Below are 18,232 nucleotides of genomic sequence, written 5' to 3'. Positions count from 1 at the left end.
GTGCACGGGCCTCTCGTTCGACGGCGATGACGGGCCGCACCCGTCCGGTTCTACTCCGGCCCGGGGCCGTTTCTTCCGGAGGCTCCCCGGTGATGGCCGGATCGGTGCCTGTGGAACCAGGGTAGCGCGCGACCGCGCCCCGTTATTCCGTGGGGCGCGCCGCGCTGCTGGTCAGCGGGCCTGGGCGGGGTGACGGTCGCCGAGGGTCCGGTTCGGTGCGCACCAGCCGCACGGGGTGAACCCGAGCTCGACGGCCTCGCTGACCGGCAGCGGGATCACCGGGCGACCGGTGAGGGCGCGGCAGGTCTGCACGTGGTACCGGGGGTGTTCGTCGATGACGAGCACCTCGTCGGGGAGGCGCGCGGCGAGTGCGGCGAGGGTCGGGTCGCGCGGCTCCTCCGGGGAGTCGCCGTCGGTCCCGGTCGGCGCGTCGGCCCCGACGGCGTCGGCCGGGGTGCCGTTCGTGTCCACGCCGGCTCCGGCGGGCGTGCCCGCCGGTGTCCCGGCCCGGTCGTCGTCGGCCGGGGCCTTGGATCCGGCGGCCGCGGCGCCCACGGGGGCAGCGGCGTCGGGAAGGCCTGCGCCGGACGGGCCGCCCGCTCCGACCGGTCCGCCGGGGCTGCCCGCGTCCGGATCGCCGGGTGCGCCCGCGGCGCGGGTCGCCGTGGTGGCGTCGGCCGCTCCGGGGGTGCGGGTCGCAATGGTCGCGTCCGCCGCCCCCGGGACGTGGTCCGCCGTGGTGGCGTCCGCCGCTCCCGGAGCGCCGTTCACGGTGGTCGTGTCCGCCGTTCCCGGGGTACGGGTCGCGGTGGTCGCGTCGGAGGGGCCGGACCGGCCCTCCGTGCTGTCCGGCCGGTCGGATCCGGCGGCGGGCGGGGTGCCCGTGCCGGCATCTCCCGTGCCGTCGGCGCCCGAGCCGGTGCCCGACCCCGAGCCGAAGCCCGGGTCGTCGGCACCGTCGTGGGCACCGGAACGTGCTGCCGGGTCCGAGCCCGACCCGCCGTCGCGGCCGGCTGCCACGGCACCGGCCGTCCCGGCGGCGACCGCGCCTGCGGCTGCCGCCGTCACGGCCGACGTCGTGCCGGCGGCGCCGGTTCCGGTCGGCCGCGAGTCCGTCGCCCGCGTCGTCGCCTCGGCGGGCGGTTCCGCGGTGCCGGGTTCGCCGGGGCCGGACCGTGCCGGGTCGCCGCCACGACCCGCACCGTCCTCCCCGTCCGGTCCCGCCGGGGCGCCCGCGTGCGACGCGGCCACCCCACTCGGGTCGGCCGCGTCCCCGGCACCGGATTCGGTCACCGTGCGTGACGAAAGTCCACCCGATCGAGATGCGCCGGGCGGTCCCTCCGCAGAGCCGGACGGCCTGACAACCGGCATCTGGATGGTCTGGTCGGTCGCGTTCTGCGCCGCCTCGGGCGTACCCGAGGCCGCGCCGCTGTCCGGCCGGACGACCGGCAGGACCTGCGTCGCGGGCTCCATGTCGGCGCCGTAGCGCGCCTCCATGTCGGCCCGGTCGGCCCGGTCCGGCGCCGCGGGGGCACCGGTGCCACGACCGGAGGCGTCGGCCTCCGCCCGGTCACCTGCCCTCACCGCGGCACGGGTCTGCCACCAGTCGTAGGCGAGCACCAGGCCCGCGATCAGACTGATGACCACCGATGTCCACGCCAGTGCCACCACGTGCAGGAACCATCCTGCGAGCAGCAGCACCAACGCGATGACCACGAGGATCAGGACCAGCACCAGCATCGGCGAACTCCGTCGGTCGGCAGCGGCACCTGTCCGCTACCCGGTCGTCGTCGGTCGTCCCCGGCACCTCGGAGGCGCCGTGGGGCGGTCAGCTCCCGGTGTCGGCCCGCTGGCCGTACCCGGAGGCGGCGTACCCGCCGTTCGAGCCCGACCTGGTGGCACCGGTGCCGTCCGACGGGGCAGCCGAACCGCGACCCTCCAGGTCACGCAGCTGCGACTCCAGGTAGGTCTTCAGACGGGTGCGGTACTCCCGCTCGAAGGTCCGGAGCTCGTCGATCTTCTTCTCCAGAACGGACTTGTCGCGCTGGATGGCGCCCATGATCTCGTTCTGCTTGCGCTCGGCCTCACTGACCAGGCCGGACGCCTTCTCGCGCGACTGGCGCTCGAGCGTCTCGGCCCGCGTGCGGGCGTCGTTGAGCATGGTCTCGGCACGCGAGCGCGCGTCGTTGACCAGGCCGTCGGCCTTCGTCCGGGCGTCCGACAGGAGCTGCTCGGACTTGTTCCGGGCGTCCGACAGCATCGTGTCGGCCTCGTTCTTGGCCTCCGCGGTCAGGCGGTCCGCCATCTCCTGGGCGAGGCCCAGGACCTTGGCGGCCTGCACGTGGTGGTCACCGCCGTCGGCATCGGCGGGGCCGGCACCGGCCAGCTGCGGAGCGGGAGCACCCGCACCACGGCCCATCGGCGACGGGGAGGCGGCCAGGGCCTGGGTCTGCGCCGGAGCCGGCTGGCTCCGTGCCTCCTCCAGGTCGGCCTCGGCATCGCCGAGACGCTGCTCCAGCTGCGCGACCTGGTCGCGCAGGTCGTCGTTCTCCCCGATCAGCCGGGCCAGTTCGGCCTCGACCAGATCGAGGAAGGCGTCGACCTCGTCCTCGTTGTAACCCCGCTTCCCGATCGGGGGTTTGCTGAACGCGACGTTATGAACGTCGGCGGGCGTCAGCGGCATCGGATCACCTCATGCGGTCCTCGGCGGCACTCCCGGGTGACTGGGGCTCATCCCAGGAGCTGTGATCTGACGGCGCTCATCGAGATGAACACCACCAGCAACAGAACCATAATCGACAGGTCCAGTCCTACGCCTCCGATACGGACCACGGGGATCACTCTCCGCAGCAACTTGACCGGAGGGTCGGTCACGGTGAAGACGACCTCGAGCGCCACGGCGGGCGCTCCGGCGGGTCGCCACTGGCGCGCGAACGACCGGACCATCTCGACGACGATGCGGGCCGCGAGCAGCAGCCAGAAGAAGAACAGGACGTAATAGATCAGCGTCAGGATCGGGTCGGCCACGACTCAATCCTGTCGGAAAGCTCCGCGCTCGGCGAGCCTCCGCGCGTCGTCCGCGGAGACCTCGACGTCGGCCGGCGTGAGAAGGAACACCCGATCGGTGACCTTGTCGATGCTCCCGCGCAGGGCGAACGCCAGGCCCGCGGCGAAGTCCACCAGGCGTTTCGCTGCCGCGCCGTCCAGATCCGTGAGGTTCATGATGACGGGCACACCGTCGCGGTAGCGCTCGCCGATGGTGCGGGCCTCGTTGTAGCTGCGGGGGTGCAGCGTCGTGATCGACGCCGGTCCCGCGGCCGCCCGGTCGCGCTGCTCCGGCACCGGCGCGGGGGCCACGACGGGCTCGTTCCGCTCCTCGCGTGCCGGACCCCGGAGGGTCTCCGGGTCCATCGCCAGCGCCCCGCGGACGGCCGCTCCGGGGCCGCCTCCGAGGGGAGTGGGAAGGTTCCCGCGCTCCGGGACCAGCCCGAGCGTCTCCCGCTCGCCGCGCGGATCCTGCCGCACGGCGCGCGCCGGACGGAGGGTCTCCCGCGCCGGGCGGGCGCCCCAACCGTCCTCGTAGCGGACCGCGGTCTCGTAGCGGTCGCCGTCGTAGGACGCCTGGTCGGCGAACCGACCGGCCCCGGCGGACCAACGGTCACCGCGCGGGCCGGCGTGGTGCTCGTGGCCGCCCCGGTAGTGATCCGGTTCGTCCACATAGTCCATCTCGTCGGCCGGGACCATGCCGAAGTACGCCTTCAGCCGGTACATCGCGCTCATCCGCTGTCCCCTCGCAGTACTGCTCGACTCCGTACGCGTCCCAACCGCACGCGCACCCCGCGTTCTGGCGACGGTCTCGCCGACGGTGCGGTCTCCGCCACCTGCTCAGTACCCACACCCACCAGCGATTACTCGGAGGCTATCCGCCGATCCCCCACAAGGGCCGTACCGACACGCACCACCGTCGATCCGTGACCGATCGCCGACTCCAGGTCCCCGCTCATCCCGGCGGACAGGACCGTCGCCCCGGGGTGCCGCCCGACGGTCTCCCGGTGCGCCTCGGCGATCCGCTCGAACGCCGCATCGGGCTCCCAGCCCAGCGGCGCGACGGCCATCAGCCCGGCCAGTTCCAGCCCCGGCAGCTCCGTGACCAGGTCCGTCAGCTCGACGAGCCCCTCCGGGGCGACGCCGCCGCGGTCGGCGTCGCCGTCGACGCTGTACTGCACGAGCACCGGCAGCGGGCCGCCGCGCTCCCCCGCGTCGCGGGCCTTCGCGACCTCCTTGTCGATCGCGCGGGCCAGCCGGGGCGAGTCGACGGAGTCGATCCGTGTCACCCACGGGAGCACCGTCCGTACCTTGTTCCGCTGCAGCCCGCCGACGAAGAACCAGTCCGGGGAGGCGTCCGGGCGCAGCGCCCGGACCTCGTCCACCTTGGACGCCGCCTCCTGCGCGCGGTTCTCGGCGAAGGCGTCCAGCCCGAGGTCGACCAGCGCGGCCACGTCGGCGGCCGGGATCGTCTTGGTGACGGCGAGCAGCCCGACCTCGGAGGGGTCGCGGCCGGCGGCGCGGCAGGCCTCGGCCACCCGCTCGCGGACGGCGGCCAGTCGGTCGGTCAGTTCGCCGACGCGGTCGGCGGTGGGGGTGCGGGGATCGGACACGGCGTCCATCGTTCCCGCCCGCGGGGGCGCCCGCGAGCCCCGCGTGGCGTGGATCGCCGGACCGGGCCGCCGGTCAGCGCGGGTCGAGCCAGGTGATCCCGGCCTGGCGGCCGCAGCGGCCGTCGCGGCGGTGGCTGAACAGGTCCGGGTCCTCGACGGTGCAGCGCGGGTCGGTCGCGACCTTCGTGACGCCGAGGTCGGCGAGGCGGCGGGTGAGCCCGGCGCGCAGGTCCAGGCCGGCGGTGCCGGTGCGGGTGGTGGACGCGCTGCCCGGCAGCGCGGCGTCGACCTCGGCGCGCATGGCCGGGGGCACCTCGTAGCAGCGGCCGCAGACCGACGGCCCGAGCAGGACCTCCAGCCGTGCGGGCTGCGCGCCCAGTGCGGTCATCTCGGTCACGACGGCGTCGACGACGCCCGCGGCCGCGCCGACGCGGCCCGCGTGGGCGGCCCCGACGACGCCGGCGACCGGGTCGCCGAGCAGCACCGGTACGCAGTCGGCCGCGAGCACCGCGACGCCGAGCAGCGGCACGTCGGTGACGACGGCGTCGACGTCGGCGATGTCCGGGGCGACACCACCGGTGCCGGGGCGGGCCCGCGGGGGCTCGCGCAGCACGGCGACGTCGCGGCCGTGGACCTGGTTCAGGAACACCAGTCCGGACAGGCCGAGCTCACGCACGACGCGGGCCCGGTTCCCGGTCACCGCGGCCGGGTCGTCCCCGACCCCCGACGACAGGTTGAACGAGGTGAACGGGCCCTCGGACCGGCCACCGGCCCGGGTGGTGGTGACCCGGCGGATCCGCGCGCGGCGGGTGCCGCCCGCGCGGGCCGCCGTGGCCGGCATCGGTGAGTCCGGCACGCGGGTCAGCGCCGCATGAACGGCGGGACGTCCACCTCGTCCTCGACCGGCTCGGCCGGACGCGCCGCGGGGTTCCCGCCGACGGTCCCGTGCTGGGCCGGGGCCGACGTCGGCGAGGCCGGCGCGGACATCGGACCGCTCGGGACGGACGCGCCGTCGCCGCCGTGGTGCTGGGTGTCGCCCTGGCGCGGGGCCGGGGCGGTGGGCTGCGCGGGCGGCAGCGTCCCGGTGCGCTCGGGGGCCTGCGCCGTGGCGGGCAGGTGCGGCGCCGACGGGGTGGTCGCGGTCGTCGCGGCCCAGCGGGACTGGCCCTGCGGCTGCTGGCCCTGCGGCTGCTGGCCCTGGTGCTGCTGGGTGTGGTGCTGCTGGGTCTGCTCGGCCTGCTGCGGCGCCGCGGGCGGCGCGGCCTGCGGTGCGGGCTCGGCGGACGTCCGGGTGCCGCGGGCGAACACGGCGGGCTCGAGCTTCTTGTGGGTCGGCGTGCCGCCCTCGAAGCCGGCCGCTATCACGGTGACCCGCACCTCGTCACCGAGCGAGTCGTCGATCACGGTGCCGAAGATGATGTTCGCCTCGGGGTGCGCGGCCTCCTGGACCAGCGACGCCGCCTCGTGGATCTCGAACAGACCGAGGTCCGAGCCGCCCGCGATCGACAGCAGCACGCCCTGCGCGCCGTCCATCGACGCCTCGAGCAGCGGCGAGTTGATCGCCTTCTCGGCGGCCTGCACCGCGCGGCCCTCGCCGCGTGCGGACCCTATTCCCATCAGCGCCGACCCGGCCCCGGACATGACCGACTTGACGTCGGCGAAGTCGAGGTTGATCAGGCCGGGGGTGGTGATCAGGTTGGTGATGCCCTGGACACCGGAGAGGAGCACCTCGTCGGCGGAGCGGAAGGCGTCCATCAGCGAGACGCCGACGTCGCCGAGCTGCAGGAGCCGGTCGTTCGGGATGACGATGAGGGTGTCGCACTCGTTGCGGAGCGCCTGGATGCCCTCCTCGGCCTGCCCGGCGCGGCGGCGCCCCTCGAAGGTGAACGGGCGGGTGACGACACCGATGGTCAGCGCGCCGAGCTTGCGGGCGATCGACGCGACGACGGGTGCGCCGCCGGTGCCGGTGCCGCCGCCCTCGCCCGCGGTGACGAAGACCATGTCGGCCCCCTTGAGGACCTCCTCGATCTCCTCGGCGTGGTCCTCGGCGGCCTTGCCCCCGACCTCGGGGTTGGCGCCGGCACCGAGGCCGCGGGTCAGCTCACGACCGATGTCGAGCTTCACGTCGGCGTCGGACATGAGGAGGGCCTGGGCGTCGGTGTTCACCGCGATGAACTCGACGCCCTTGAGGCCGACCTCGATCATCCGGTTGACGGCGTTGACGCCGCCGCCACCGATGCCGACCACCTTGATCACTGCCAGGTAGTTGTGCGGGGGCGTCATGCGCGGCACCTTCCAGTCGCTCGGGGTCCGGGGTTCGGGTGGGTCAAGCTCCGGGTGCCCCGGGCCTTCGGGTGCGCACGCTAAGTGGAGTGCGGTGCCCGGGTCCAGCAGGCGCGCCGCACGACGACAACACCCCGCCCGGGTGGTTCGACCTCGCCGCCGGTGGAAACCCGCACGGTCGTCGGACGGTCACCCACCGCGACGATCTGGCCGGGTGCGGCGGGTCAGCGCTGCCGGACGGTGACCAGCGACGGGCTGGAGACGTCGTAGACGGCGCCCTCGCGCTGCAGCACCGGTCCGAGGACCCGGGCCCGGGCGGCGGTCCGGTCGGTGTCCGGCCACGGGCCCCACAGGACCCGCCGGTCCTCGGTGAGCCCCAGCTCGAAGGTGGATCCGCCCCCGCCGAGCGACAGCGTCTGCACCTGGTCGCGGACCGGGACCGGCAGTGCCTGCAGGACGCCGACCGCGGCGAGGGTGGCGGGGTCGTCCGGGGCGACGCGCGGCAGCTGGAGCCGGGGCAGCCGGACGTCGGGCGGGGCGTCGCGGTAGACGAACCCGGTGACGTCGACGAGCTTCGGCCCGTCCGGGGTGTCGAGCAGCGCGGCCGGGGTGCGTTCGGTCACGGCCACCACCAGGGTGTCCGGCCAGGACCGGTCGACCTCCACCGCGGCGACGCCGGGGATGGCCGACACGCGGGCGGCGACGCCGTCGGTGTCGACCGCGGCGAGCGGGACACCGGTCTGGTCGCCCGCGGCGTCCTCGACGTCGCGGACGGGGATCTGGCGGGTGCCGTCGACCCGCACGGTGGCCACCGGGGGGCCGTACCGGCCCAGCGCCCACCAGCCGGCCGCGGACACCCCGAGGAGCACGACGGCGGCGGTGGCCAGCAGGGCGACGAGGCGACGGCGCCGGTAGCGCGGGTCGCGGCTGCGGGACCGTTCGGCCGCGCGGGCCGCCGTGCGCTCCCGGACCGCGGCAGCCGCGCCGCGCCCGCTCCCCCGGCCCGCCGGGCCGGCCACCTCCTCGGTGTCGGCGGCCCGGTCGCCGGCCTCCCCGGGCTCGTCGGGCTCGTCGGGCTGGTCGTGGCCGTCGGCGGCGGGGGTCCCGGCGGCGGCGCGGCGTTCGGCGGCGCGGCGCTCCCGGATGCGCCGGGCGCGCTCGGCGGCGCGGCGCTCCTGCTCGGGGTCACGGCGGCCCGGCGAGCGGGCACCGTCCCGGGCCCGGTCGTCGCCGGTGTCCTGCTCGTCGCTGCTCATCGTGCCCCCGCTGTGCCGCCGCCGTGTCGCGCGCTCACCCCTCGCCGGCGAGCTCCCGCAGGATCTCCGGCCCGAGCGCGGTGACGTCACCGGCGCCCATGGTGATCACGACGTCGCCGTCGGTCGCGAGCGCGGCGATCGCCGCGGGTGTCCGCTCCCACGAGGGGGCTCGGTGCACCCGCCCGGCCGGCAACGTCACCGCGTCGGAGATGAGCGCCGGACCGACGCCGGGTTCGGGATCCTCCCGGGCACCGTAGACGTCGAGCACCATCACCTCGTCCGCCAGCGACAGCGACGCGCCGAACTCGGCGGCGAACAGCCGGGTGCGGGAGTACAGGTGCGGCTGGAACGCGACCAGGACGCGGCCGCGTCGCCCGTCGCGGACCGGCGCGGCCTCGCGGGCGGCGCGCAGGGTGGCGGCGACCTCGGTGGGGTGGTGGGCGTAGTCGTCGTAGACCGACACGCCGCGGGCGCGGCCCTTGAACTCGAACCGGCGCTGCACCCCGCCGAACCCGGCGAGGCCCTCCAGCAGCACGGCCGGGTCGGTCCCGACGGCGACGCCGGCGAGGAACGCACCGAGCGCGTTGAGGACCATGTGCTCGCCCGGGACGCCGAGGGTGAGCTCGTGCTCGGCGTCGCCGGTGCGGAACCGCGCACGGCAGCCGGTGCCGTCCGGGGTGAACTCGAGCAGCCGGGCGTCGTGCGGGCCGGTCGCGGTGCGGCCGTAGCGCAGCACGGTGACGCCCGACTCCTCCGCCCGCACCGCGACCTCGGCGGACCCCGGGTCGTCGGCGCAGGCGACCAGCGTGGCGCCGGGGACGAGCCGTTCCAGGAACCGCTCGAACACCGCCCGGTAGGCGGCCTCGTCGCCGTGGTGGTCGAGGTGGTCGGGCTCGACGTTGGTGACGATCGCGACCGACGGGGCGAACGCGGTGAACGAGCCGTCGCTCTCGTCGGCCTCGACGACGAACACGTCGCCGCTGCCGTGGTGGGCGCCCGACCCGGACACCGACAGGTCGCCGCCGATCGCGAACGACGGGTCGGCCCCGGCGTGCTGCAGGGCGACGGTGACCATCGACGTCGTCGAGGTCTTGCCGTGCGTCCCGGCGACGGCGACCAGCCGCCGTCCCTCGGTGAGCGCGGCCAGTGCGACCGCCCGGTGGACGACGTCGTAGCCGCGCTCGCGGGCGGCGGCCAGCTCCGGGTTGGTCTCCCGGATCGCGGTGGAGACGACCACGGTCGGCGGGGTCTCGCCGTCGTGGCGCAGGTGGCCGGCGTCGTGCCCGGTCTCGACGCGTGCGCCGAGCGCGCGCAGCGCGGTGACCGTGCGGGAGTCCCGCGCGTCGGACCCGGAGACGGTCGCTCCGCGGGCGAGCAGGATCCGCGCGATCCCGCTCATCCCGGCGCCGCCGATCCCGATGAGGTGGACGTGGTCGGAGAGCACGCTCACCGGCCCGCCACCTCCATGACGATGCGGGCGATCCTCTCGTCGGCCTCGCCGTGCCCGGCGGCGCGGGCGCGGCGGCCCATCGCGAGGGCCAGGTCGGGGTCGGTGAGCATCGGCATCAGCTCGTCGATCGCGCGGTCGCCGTTCATGTCCTCGTCCTGCACGAGCTTGCCGCCCCCGGCCTCGACGACCGGGCGGGCGTTGAGCGCCTGCTCACCGTTGCCGTGCGGCAGCGGCACGTACACCGCGGGCAGCCCGACGGCGGTGAGCTCGGCGACGGTGGTCATGCCGGACCGGCCGAGGACGACGTCCGCGGCGGCGTAGGCGAGGTCCATCCGCTCGATGTAGGGCACCGGCACGTAGCCGGGCCGCGGGTCGGCGGGGGTGCCGTTCTTCCCGTACGCGTGCAGGACCGAGATGCCCCGCTCGGTGAAGGCGGGCAGGGACTCGGCGACCGCGTCGTTCAGGGTCCGGGCGCCCTGGGAGCCGCCGAAGACCAGCAGCACCGGTCCGTGCGGCGGGAGGTTGAAGTGCGTCCGGGCCTCCGGCCGCAGCGACGCCCGGTCCAGAGTGGTGATCGAGCGGCGCAGCGGCATCCCGACCACCTCCTCGTTCGCGAGTCCGGTGCCGGGCACCGCGACGCAGACGGCGGAGGCGAACCGCGCACCGACCTTGTTCGCGAGCCCGGCGCGGGCGTTCGCCTCGTGCACGACGATCGGCACCCGGCCGCGGGCGCCGAGGTAGGCGGGCAGCGAGACGAACCCGCCGAACCCGACGACGACGTCGGCCTCGGCCGCCTCGAGCACCTCACGGACCCGCTTCACCGCGCCCCGGACGTTGCCGGGGAGCTTGAACAGGTCGGCGGTGGGCTTGCGGGGCAGCGGCACCGGCGGGATCAGCTCGAGCGGGTAGCCGCGGGCCGGGATCAGCTGGGTGTCGAGGCCCTTCTCGGTGCCGAGCGCGGTGACCCGGGCTCCCGGGACGAGCCGCCGGATCGCGTCGGCGACGGCCAGCGCGGGCTCGATGTGCCCGGCCGACCCACCCCCGGCGACGACGACCGACAGGCCGCCCCGCACCGGCGCCGGCGCCTGCTCCCCCGCGGGTCGCGTGGTGGCGGGGCCGAAGGTGCGGGTCGCGTCGGGGCAGGTGGGTCCGGGCACGCCGGGCCCGGGCACGCCGTCGCCCTGCGGGTTCTGCTGCGGGCCGTTCGGCTGGGGGCCGGGTCCCTGGGGGCCGGGTCCCTGGAGGCCGTGCGGCTGCGGGCCGCCGGGGCCCTGGGGGGCACCCGGGCCCTGCGGTCCGGGGGTGACCGGACCACCGGGGCCCTGCCGGCCGGGTGCACCGGGTCCGCCGGGGCCGTACGGGCCGGGGGTGGCCGGACCGAACCCGCCCGGGCCGACCGGGCGGAACGGGCCGGTTCCCGCGGGACCCGGGCGGCCGGGGCCCGCGTACCCGGGCCCCTGACGTGCGGGGCCCTGCTGACCCGGCGCCTGCGATCCGGGACCCTGCGGACGCGGGCGGGCGGTGCCCGGGCCCTGTGCTCCGGGGCCCTGCTGTCCGGGGCCCTGCTGTCCGGGGCCCTGCTGTCCGGCGGCGGGGTGGTGCGGGCCGGTGCCGGTCAGGGCGTTCGGGCCCGCGGGGCCGGGACGCCCGAACTGCTGCGGGCCGGGGCCACCGGGGACGGGGCCGTGGGGACCGGCGCCGGGACGTCCGGGCGCGTACGGACCGGGGGCGAACCTGCCGTGCGGGGGTACCGGGCCACGGGGACCGGTCGCCGACAGCGCGCCCGGCTCGGGCCCGCTCTGCGGACCGGTGGCGGTGACGCCGGCGTGCTCACGCTCGCCGGGCTGCGCCGGGCGCTGCTGCGGGGCCGACGGGGTCCGGGCCTGCTGCCACCCGGTGCCCGACGGGGTGTCCGCCGAGGCGGCGGCCGGGAGCCCGGCGGCGTCGCCCGCGGGGTGCGCGACGGTCGGCGGTTCGCCGGCCGCCTGCTCCCGGCGGGCCGGGGTGGATCCGGTGGACTCCGGCCCCGGGGTCGCCGGGCCGGTCCGCCGGGGCTGCTGCGGGCCGGTCCGCTGCGGGGCGCTCCGCCCGGGGTCGGTCGCCGTGGGGTCCTCGGCCGCTGCGGTGTCCCGGCCGTCGGCGACGGGCTGCTGCGGGCCCGTCCCGGCGTCCGGTCCGGTCGTGTCGACCGGGTCCGGGCCGGTGGCGGCGACGGTGGGGCCGGTGTCCGTCCCCGGCGCGCCGGGGACGTGCGGCCCCGGACCGGCGGGTGCGGGGCCGGCGGTGGGGCCGTCCTCCCCCGGGCCGGTGCGCGGCACGCCGTTCGCCGGGGCGCCGGACCGGGTCGGGTCCGGGCCGCTGCGTCCGGTGCTCCCGCGGGGGGTGAACAGGTCGTCGGCCGCGCCGGGACGCGCCGGCATCGCTCCGGGCGGCACCGGTCCCCCGGGCCGGCGGCGCGGCAGGCCGCCCGGCTGCTGTCCGGCGTCGTCGGCGGGGCGCGGTGCGCCGTTCAGGCCGCGCGGGCCACCGTCCGGGGCGACGCCGTCCGGGCCGTGGGACACGCCGTTCGGGCCCTGCGGAGCACCCTGGTCCCCCTCGGCCGCGCCGCGCGGGACACCGTTGCCCGGTGCGCCGTTCCGGGAGCCGCCGTTGCGGGGGGCGCCGTTCTGCGGAGTGCCGTTCTGCGGAGTGCCGTTCTGCGGAGTGCCGTTGCGCGGGTCACCGTCGTGCGGGGCGTCGTGGCGGTCGGCACCGTTGCGTGCGACGCCGTTCCGCGGGCCGTCGGTGCGCGGGCCGTCGTGGCGGTCGGCGCCGTCGGGCCCGAGGTCCTCGTGCGCGGCGCCGTTCGCCGGCCGGGCCGCGCCGCGGTCGCCGTGCGCGACGCCGTTCGTCCCCTGCGGCCCGTCACCGCTGCGCGGGGCGCCACCCGGGCGGCGGGACTGCGCATGCGGGTCCCACCCGGTACCGGGCAGCCGCTGCGGACCACGCGGACCCGGCTCGACGGACGGCTGCGACGCGGGGACCTGCGCCGACGCGGACTCCGGAGCAGCGGAGGCACCGAACAGGTCCGCACCCGACGGGGACTCCGTGGGCCAGGCCGGGCGACCGCCCGTGCCGCCCGCCCCGTCCGGGGCGCCGAAGACCACACCGTCCGGCCGGACCTCGTGGGGCCCGGGGGCGCGGCCGCCCATGGTCGGACGCCGGCCGGGCTCCCGGCCCGAGCCGGTGCCGTCGTTCCCGCCGGTCTGATCCGTACCCGTCACGCTCTCGTGCCCCTTGCGTCGTCCGTCGTGTCCGCTCCCACCCGGAGTGGGAGCGCCCTAACGCGCCGCCCACCGCGACACCGGTGCCGGTGCGCGGTAGGGCTGCGGCAACGGCAGGCGCAGCAGCTTCGCCAGCCGCCCCTGCCCGTCCTTCCGGAGCGCGGCGACCGCCTCCGGCTCGTGCCGGGCCGCGTTCGTGAGCAGCCCGAACAGGAACATGGTCACCACCAGCGAGGTACCGCCGGAGGAGATCAGCGGGAGCTGCAGCCCGGTCACCGGCAGCAGTCCCACGACGTACCCGATGTTGATCGACGCCTGCACGACCATGCCCGCCGTCGACGTCGCAACGACGATCCGCAGCCACGGGTCGGTGTTGCGGGCGGCGATCCGCATGCCGGTGTAGGCCAGCGTCGCGAAGAGCGCGAGTACCGCTCCCGCGCCGACCAGGCCCAGCTCCTCGCCGATGATCGCGAAGATGAAGTCGTTGTGGGCGTTGGGCAGGTAGTCCCACTTCGCCCGGCCCTGGCCGAGACCGACGCCGAACAGGCCGCCGTCGGCGAGCGCGTACAGCGCCTGCGTCGCCTGGTAGGCCGGGCCCAGCGGGTCCGCCGACGACGACAGGAACGCCGTGATCCGGCTGGCCCGGTACCCGGCGGTCAGCCCGAGGATCACCGCGCCGGCCAGGCCGCCGCCCGCGATCAGCGCGAGCAGCTTCACCGGGGCGCCGCCGAAGTACAGCAGCGCGAGCATGATGATCCCGACCGAGATCGTCATGCCGAGGTCGGGCTCCAGGACGAGCAGCGTGAAGATCACCAGCGTCACCGGGACGACCGGGTTGAGGGCGTGCTTCCAGCGGTGCATCACGGCGCGGCGGGCGGCGAGCACGTGGGCGCCCCACAGCGTCAGCGCGATCTTCACGCCCTCCGACGGCTGCAGCGAGACCGGGCCGAACGCGAACCAGGACCGGGCGCCGCCGCGCAGCGCACCGATCCCCGGGATCAGCACCAGGACCAGCGCGACCAGGCCGATGATCAGCAGGACCGGTGCCGCGGCGCGCAGGCGACGCGGGGGGACCCGCAGGCCCACGTAGAACAGCACCAGCCCGACCGCGCAGAACATCAGCTGACGGGTGAACACCGAGTACGACGAGCCGTCGCCGACCGACGACGCGGACAGCACCATCACCAGCCCGAACAGGGTCAGCAGCCCGAAGACGCCGAGGATCAGGTGCAGCGAGGTCAGCGGGCGGCGCAGCCAGCGCCGCAGCCGTCGCACGGCCCCGCGGGTGCCGGTCACGGCGGCCTGGCCGAGCGTGCGGTCCGGCGCGGCCGGGCTCACCGGGACACCCCGGCGGCGGCCAGGCCGGCGACGGCGGCGGCGAACGCGTCGCCGCGGTGGGCGTAGTCGCGGAACTGGTCCATCGAGGCGGCGGCCGGGGCGAGCAGCACGACGTCGCCGGGGCGGGCCAGGCCGGACGCGCGGCGGACCGCGGCCGGCATCGGGTCCTGCGGGTCGGAGGGCGCCATCGGACCATCGTGTCCCGGCGCGACCTCCTCGACCGGGAGGCCGGGCGCGTGTCGCGTCAGCGCCTCGACGATCGGTGTCCGGTCCGTCCCGATCACGACGATCCCCGCCAGCCGCTCGGCGTGCGCGGCGGCGAGCCTGCCGAGCTCGGCCGGGTCGACCCCCTTGAGCAGCCCGCCGACCACCCAGACGGCGCGGGCACCGGGCCGCCGGGCGGCGACGGCGGCCAGCGCGGCCCCGGCGGCGTGCGGGTTGGTCGCCTTGGAGTCGTCGAGGTAGGTGACACCGGCGTGCTCGCCGGCCGGGGCGCTGCGGTGCGGGCCGGGGGCGAACGCCGCCAGGGCGGCGCCGACGTGCTCCGGGTCGACACCGTGCGCGCGGGCCAGCGCGGCCGCGGCGAGCGCGTCGGTGATCCCGGGCGGCCCCGGGGGGACGACGGCGTCGGCCGCCAGCAGCGCCCCGCCGCCGAACGCGCGGTCGGTCAGCACCCCGTCGGCGACGCCGAGCTGGTCCGGTCCGGGCGGGCCGAGGGTGACCCCGACGCGTCGCGGTGCCGGGGACTCCCCGAGCAGCCGTGCGGCCACGGGGTCGTCGACCCCGCCGACCGCGACGTCGCCCAGCAGCGCACGTGCCTTGGCCGCGGCGTAGGCGTCCATCCCGCCGTGCCAGTCCAGGTGGTCCTCGGCGACGTTGAGCACCACGCCCGCGGCCGGGCGCACCGACGGCGACCAGTGCAGCTGGAAGCTCGACAGCTCGACCGCGAGCACCTCGTGGCCCTCCGCGACCGCGGTGACCACCGGGTGGCCGATGTTGCCGCAGGCGACGGCGTCGACCCCGGCGCGCGCGAGGATCGCGGCGAGCATCTCGGTGGTGGTGGTCTTGCCGTTGGTGCCGGTCACGACCAGCCACGACGGCGGCGTGTCGCGCAGCGCGCCGAGCCGCCAGGCGAGCTCGGGCTCCCCGATGACCTCGACGCCGAGCCCGGCGGCCTCGGCGACCAGCGGGTGGTCCGGCCGGCGCCCGGGCGAGGTGACGACGGTGCGGACCCCCTCGGGGATCCCGCCGCCACGCCACGGCTCGACGCCGTCGGGCAGCGCGGCCAGCGCGTCGGCGCGGTCGTCGGACAGGAGCACCCGGGCCCCCGCGTCCACCAGGGCCGTCGCGGCCGCGAGACCCGAGACACCGGCCCCCGCGACCAGGACCGGGTCCCCGCCGAACGGGCCGCTCACCCGGAACCCGACATGGACAGCCACTCGGAGTAGAAGATGCCCAGCCCCATCGCCGCGCAGATCGCGGCGAGCAGCCAGAACCGGATGATGACGGTCGTCTCGGCCCATCCGGCGAGCTCGAAGTGGTGGTGGAACGGCGCCATCCGGAACAGCCGGCGGCGCGAGGTGCGGAACACGATGATCTGCAGCGACACCGACAGCGCCTCGACGACGAACACGCCGCCGATGACGACGAGCAGCAGCTCGGTGCGGGTCACCATCGACAGCCCGGCGAGCAGGCCGCCCAGCGCGAGCGACCCCGTGTCGCCCATGAAGATGCGGGCCGGGGCGGCGTTCCACCAGAGGAACCCGATGCAGCCGCCCATCGCGGCGGCGGCGACCAGGCCGACGTCGAGCGGGTCGCGGACCTCGTAGCAGCCCGCGGTCGCGGCGATCGCGCAGTTGTTGCGGAACTGCCAGAACGCGATGATCACGTAGGTGCCGAGCACCATCGCGGCGGTACCGGCGGCCAGGCCGTCGAGGCCGTCGGTGAGGTTCACCGCGTTCGACCAGGCGGCGACGATCAGGTTGCACAGCAGCACGAACCCGACGACGCCGAAGCTCAGCACCGTGATGTCGCGGACGAACGACAGGCTCTCCGAGGCGGGCGCGAGGTTGCGCTCGTTCACGAAGCGCACCGCGAGCACACCGAAGATCGTCGCGGTCAGGACCTGGCCGACGATCTTGGAGGTCTTGTTCAACCCGAGGTTGCGCTGGCGACGGATCTTGAGGAAGTCGTCGAGGAACCCGACGACGCCCAGCGCGGTGGTCAGGAACAGCACCAGCAGCGCCGAGGCCGTGATCGGCTCCCGGGTGAACGCGTGCGAGCCCAGGTAGCCCACCCAGATGGCGAGCAGGATCGCCACGCCGCCCATCGTCGGCGTACCGCGCTTGGACTGGTGGCTCTGCGGGCCCTCCTCGCGGATCTCCTGCCCGAAGCCCTGCCGCGCGAAGAAGCGGATCAGGTACGGGGTGAGCAGGATCGACACCGCGAGCGCGAGACCCGCGGCCAGGAACAGGCCCCTCACCGGCACACCATTCCCTCGGTCGTCAGCAGGCCGGCGGCGAGCCGCTCCAGCCCGGCGCTGCGGGAGGCCTTGACCAGCACGACGTCGCCGGGCCGGGTCCGCTCCCGCAGCAGGGTCAGGGCGGCGGGCACGTCGGCGACGTGCTCGGCGCCGGGCCCGTAGTCGGGTGCGCCGACGGCGACCACCCGGGCCCCGGCGGCGCGGGCGTTCTCCGCTGCCGCGGCGTGCTCGGCGGCCGCGCCGTCGCCGATCTCGGCCATCGGGCCGAGCACGGCCCAGGCCCGGCGGTCCGGGCCGGCGATCTGCCCGAGCGCGGTGATCGCGGCGCGGACGGACTCGGGGTTGGCGTTGTAGGCGTCGTTGACGACGGTCACCCCGTCGGCGCGGTCGGTGACCTCCATCCGCCAGCGCGACGCCGGTGTCGCGGCGGACAGCGCCGCCGCGATCCCGTCCGGGGTGCCGCCCAGCTCGAGGGCGACCGCGGCGGCGGCGAGCGCGTTGGAGACCTGGTGCTCCCCCACCAGCCGCAGCGCGACGTCGGCCGACCCGGCCGGGGTGACCAGCCGGAACGACGCCCGGCCCGCGGTCAGGGTGACGTCGGTGGCCCGCACGTGCGCGTCCGCGGCGCGTCCGAAGGTGACGACCCGGGCGGGGGTGCGGGTCGCCATGGCGGCGACCAGCTCGTCGTCGGCGTTGAGGACGGCGACGCCGCCCCGCCCGCCGGGCAGGTCACCCGGTGGCAGCGCCTCGACGAGCTCGCCCTTCGCCGTGGCGATCGCGGCGCGGGAGCCGAACTCGCCGAGGTGGGCGGAGCCGACGTTGAGGACGACCCCGATCCGCGGTGGCGCGACCGCGCACAGCGCGGCGATGTGGCCGATCCCGCGGGCGGAGAACTCCAGCACGAGGTTGCGGGTGCCCGCGTCCGCGCGCAGCGCCGTGTACGGCGTCCCGAGCTCGTTGTTGAACGACTCCGGCGGCGCGACGGTCGGCCCCAGCGGGGACAGCACCGCGGCCAGCAGGTCCTTGGTGGAGGTCTTGCCCGCCGACCCGGTCACGCCGACGACGGCGAGGCCCGGCAGGGCGCCCAGCACGTGCCGGGCGAGGCGCCCCAGCCCGGCCAGGACGGCGGCGCCGGTCCCGTCGGGGTCGACCGCACCGAGGTAGGTGTGGCTGTCGCGGACCTCGACCGGCGGCACGACGACCGCGGGGGCGTCGACCTCGCGGCCCGCCAGCACCGCGGTCGCACCGCGGGTGACGGCCTGCGCGGCGAAGTCGTGGCCGTCGGCCCGCTCCCCCGGCAGCGCCAGGAACAGCCCGCCCGGCCCGACCCTCCGGGAGTCGAACTCGACGGCGGTGACCGGCACGGCGGCGGCCTCCTCGTCGATGCGGTGCAAGCGGCCGCCGGTCACGGCCGCGATCTCCGCCGGCGTCATCTCGATCATCGCCCGCTCGCCTCCACCGGTCCGATCCGTCCTCCTGCCCGTGCGCGGTCCGTGCCGGGT

Annotated in this window: 14 protein-coding genes; all 14 read right to left on the bottom strand. The window is 76.5% G+C overall.

Annotated elements, in window-relative coordinates:
• Positions 1-171: 171 nt before the first annotated feature.
• The 14 genes from MTO91_RS10335 to MTO91_RS10270 all read right to left on the bottom strand — a co-directional run bounded on the left by MTO91_RS10335 (position 172) and on the right by MTO91_RS10270 (position 18,172).
• The gene (locus MTO91_RS10335) at positions 172-1,740 is read right to left on the bottom strand and encodes a hypothetical protein (RefSeq protein ID WP_476654378.1); all 1,569 of its coding nucleotides are present in this window, start codon (positions 1,738-1,740) and stop codon (positions 172-174) included.
• Positions 1,741-1,828: 88 nt separating this feature from the next.
• Positions 1,829-2,683, bottom strand: a complete 855-nt coding sequence (gene wag31 / locus MTO91_RS10330) for a DivIVA-like cell division protein Wag31 (RefSeq protein WP_073573917.1) — start codon at positions 2,681-2,683, stop codon at positions 1,829-1,831.
• Between the two features lie 47 nt (positions 2,684-2,730).
• On the bottom strand, positions 2,731-3,027 hold the full coding sequence (locus tag MTO91_RS10325; RefSeq protein WP_373324230.1) for a YggT family protein: 297 nt from the start codon (positions 3,025-3,027) through the stop codon (positions 2,731-2,733).
• Between the two features lie 3 nt (positions 3,028-3,030).
• Positions 3,031-3,780, bottom strand: coding sequence for a cell division protein SepF (locus MTO91_RS10320; RefSeq protein WP_476654377.1), 750 nt, complete (start codon positions 3,778-3,780; stop codon positions 3,031-3,033).
• A gap of 128 nt (positions 3,781-3,908) precedes the next feature.
• A complete protein-coding gene (locus MTO91_RS10315; protein ID WP_073573919.1) occupies positions 3,909-4,667 on the bottom strand; it encodes a YggS family pyridoxal phosphate-dependent enzyme in 759 nt (252 codons plus the stop codon).
• A gap of 64 nt (positions 4,668-4,731) precedes the next feature.
• Positions 4,732-5,499, bottom strand: coding sequence for a peptidoglycan editing factor PgeF (gene pgeF, locus MTO91_RS10310; protein ID WP_476654376.1), 768 nt, complete (start codon positions 5,497-5,499; stop codon positions 4,732-4,734).
• A 20-nt stretch (positions 5,500-5,519) separates the two neighbouring features.
• Positions 5,520-6,941: a cell division protein FtsZ gene (gene ftsZ / locus MTO91_RS10305; RefSeq protein WP_476654375.1), complete on the bottom strand. Its 1,422-nt coding sequence runs from the start codon at positions 6,939-6,941 to the stop codon at positions 5,520-5,522.
• Between the two features lie 224 nt (positions 6,942-7,165).
• Positions 7,166-8,197 carry a cell division protein FtsQ/DivIB gene (locus MTO91_RS10300; RefSeq protein WP_476654374.1) on the bottom strand — a complete coding sequence of 344 codons (1,032 nt, stop codon included), beginning with the start codon at positions 8,195-8,197 and terminating at the stop codon, positions 7,166-7,168.
• Positions 8,198-8,231: 34 nt separating this feature from the next.
• Positions 8,232-9,596: a UDP-N-acetylmuramate--L-alanine ligase gene (gene murC / locus MTO91_RS10295; protein ID WP_405421885.1), complete on the bottom strand. Its 1,365-nt coding sequence runs from the start codon at positions 9,594-9,596 to the stop codon at positions 8,232-8,234.
• Between the two features lie 47 nt (positions 9,597-9,643).
• Positions 9,644-10,720: a UDP-N-acetylglucosamine--N-acetylmuramyl-(pentapeptide) pyrophosphoryl-undecaprenol N-acetylglucosamine transferase gene (locus tag MTO91_RS10290; RefSeq protein WP_208820799.1), complete on the bottom strand. Its 1,077-nt coding sequence runs from the start codon at positions 10,718-10,720 to the stop codon at positions 9,644-9,646.
• A 2,247-nt stretch (positions 10,721-12,967) separates the two neighbouring features.
• Complete coding sequence (gene ftsW / locus MTO91_RS10285) at positions 12,968-14,248, bottom strand: putative lipid II flippase FtsW (protein WP_208826625.1); 1,281 nt, start codon at positions 14,246-14,248, stop codon at positions 12,968-12,970.
• A complete protein-coding gene (murD, locus tag MTO91_RS10280; protein WP_476654373.1) occupies positions 14,245-15,663 on the bottom strand; it encodes a UDP-N-acetylmuramoyl-L-alanine--D-glutamate ligase in 1,419 nt (472 codons plus the stop codon). Before murD ends, ftsW begins: the two co-directional genes overlap by 4 nt.
• Complete coding sequence (gene mraY / locus MTO91_RS10275) at positions 15,660-16,730, bottom strand: phospho-N-acetylmuramoyl-pentapeptide-transferase (RefSeq protein WP_062404548.1); 1,071 nt, start codon at positions 16,728-16,730, stop codon at positions 15,660-15,662. Before mraY ends, murD begins: the two co-directional genes overlap by 4 nt.
• On the bottom strand, positions 16,727-18,172 hold the full coding sequence (locus tag MTO91_RS10270; protein WP_405417966.1) for a UDP-N-acetylmuramoyl-tripeptide--D-alanyl-D-alanine ligase: 1,446 nt from the start codon (positions 18,170-18,172) through the stop codon (positions 16,727-16,729). Before MTO91_RS10270 ends, mraY begins: the two co-directional genes overlap by 4 nt.
• Positions 18,173-18,232: the final 60 nt, after the last annotated feature.

The organism is Pseudonocardia sp. 2-7, assembly GCF_056341085.1.
The sequence above is the reverse complement of the archived record's forward strand: the minus strand, read 5'-3'. Positions and strand labels throughout refer to the sequence as shown.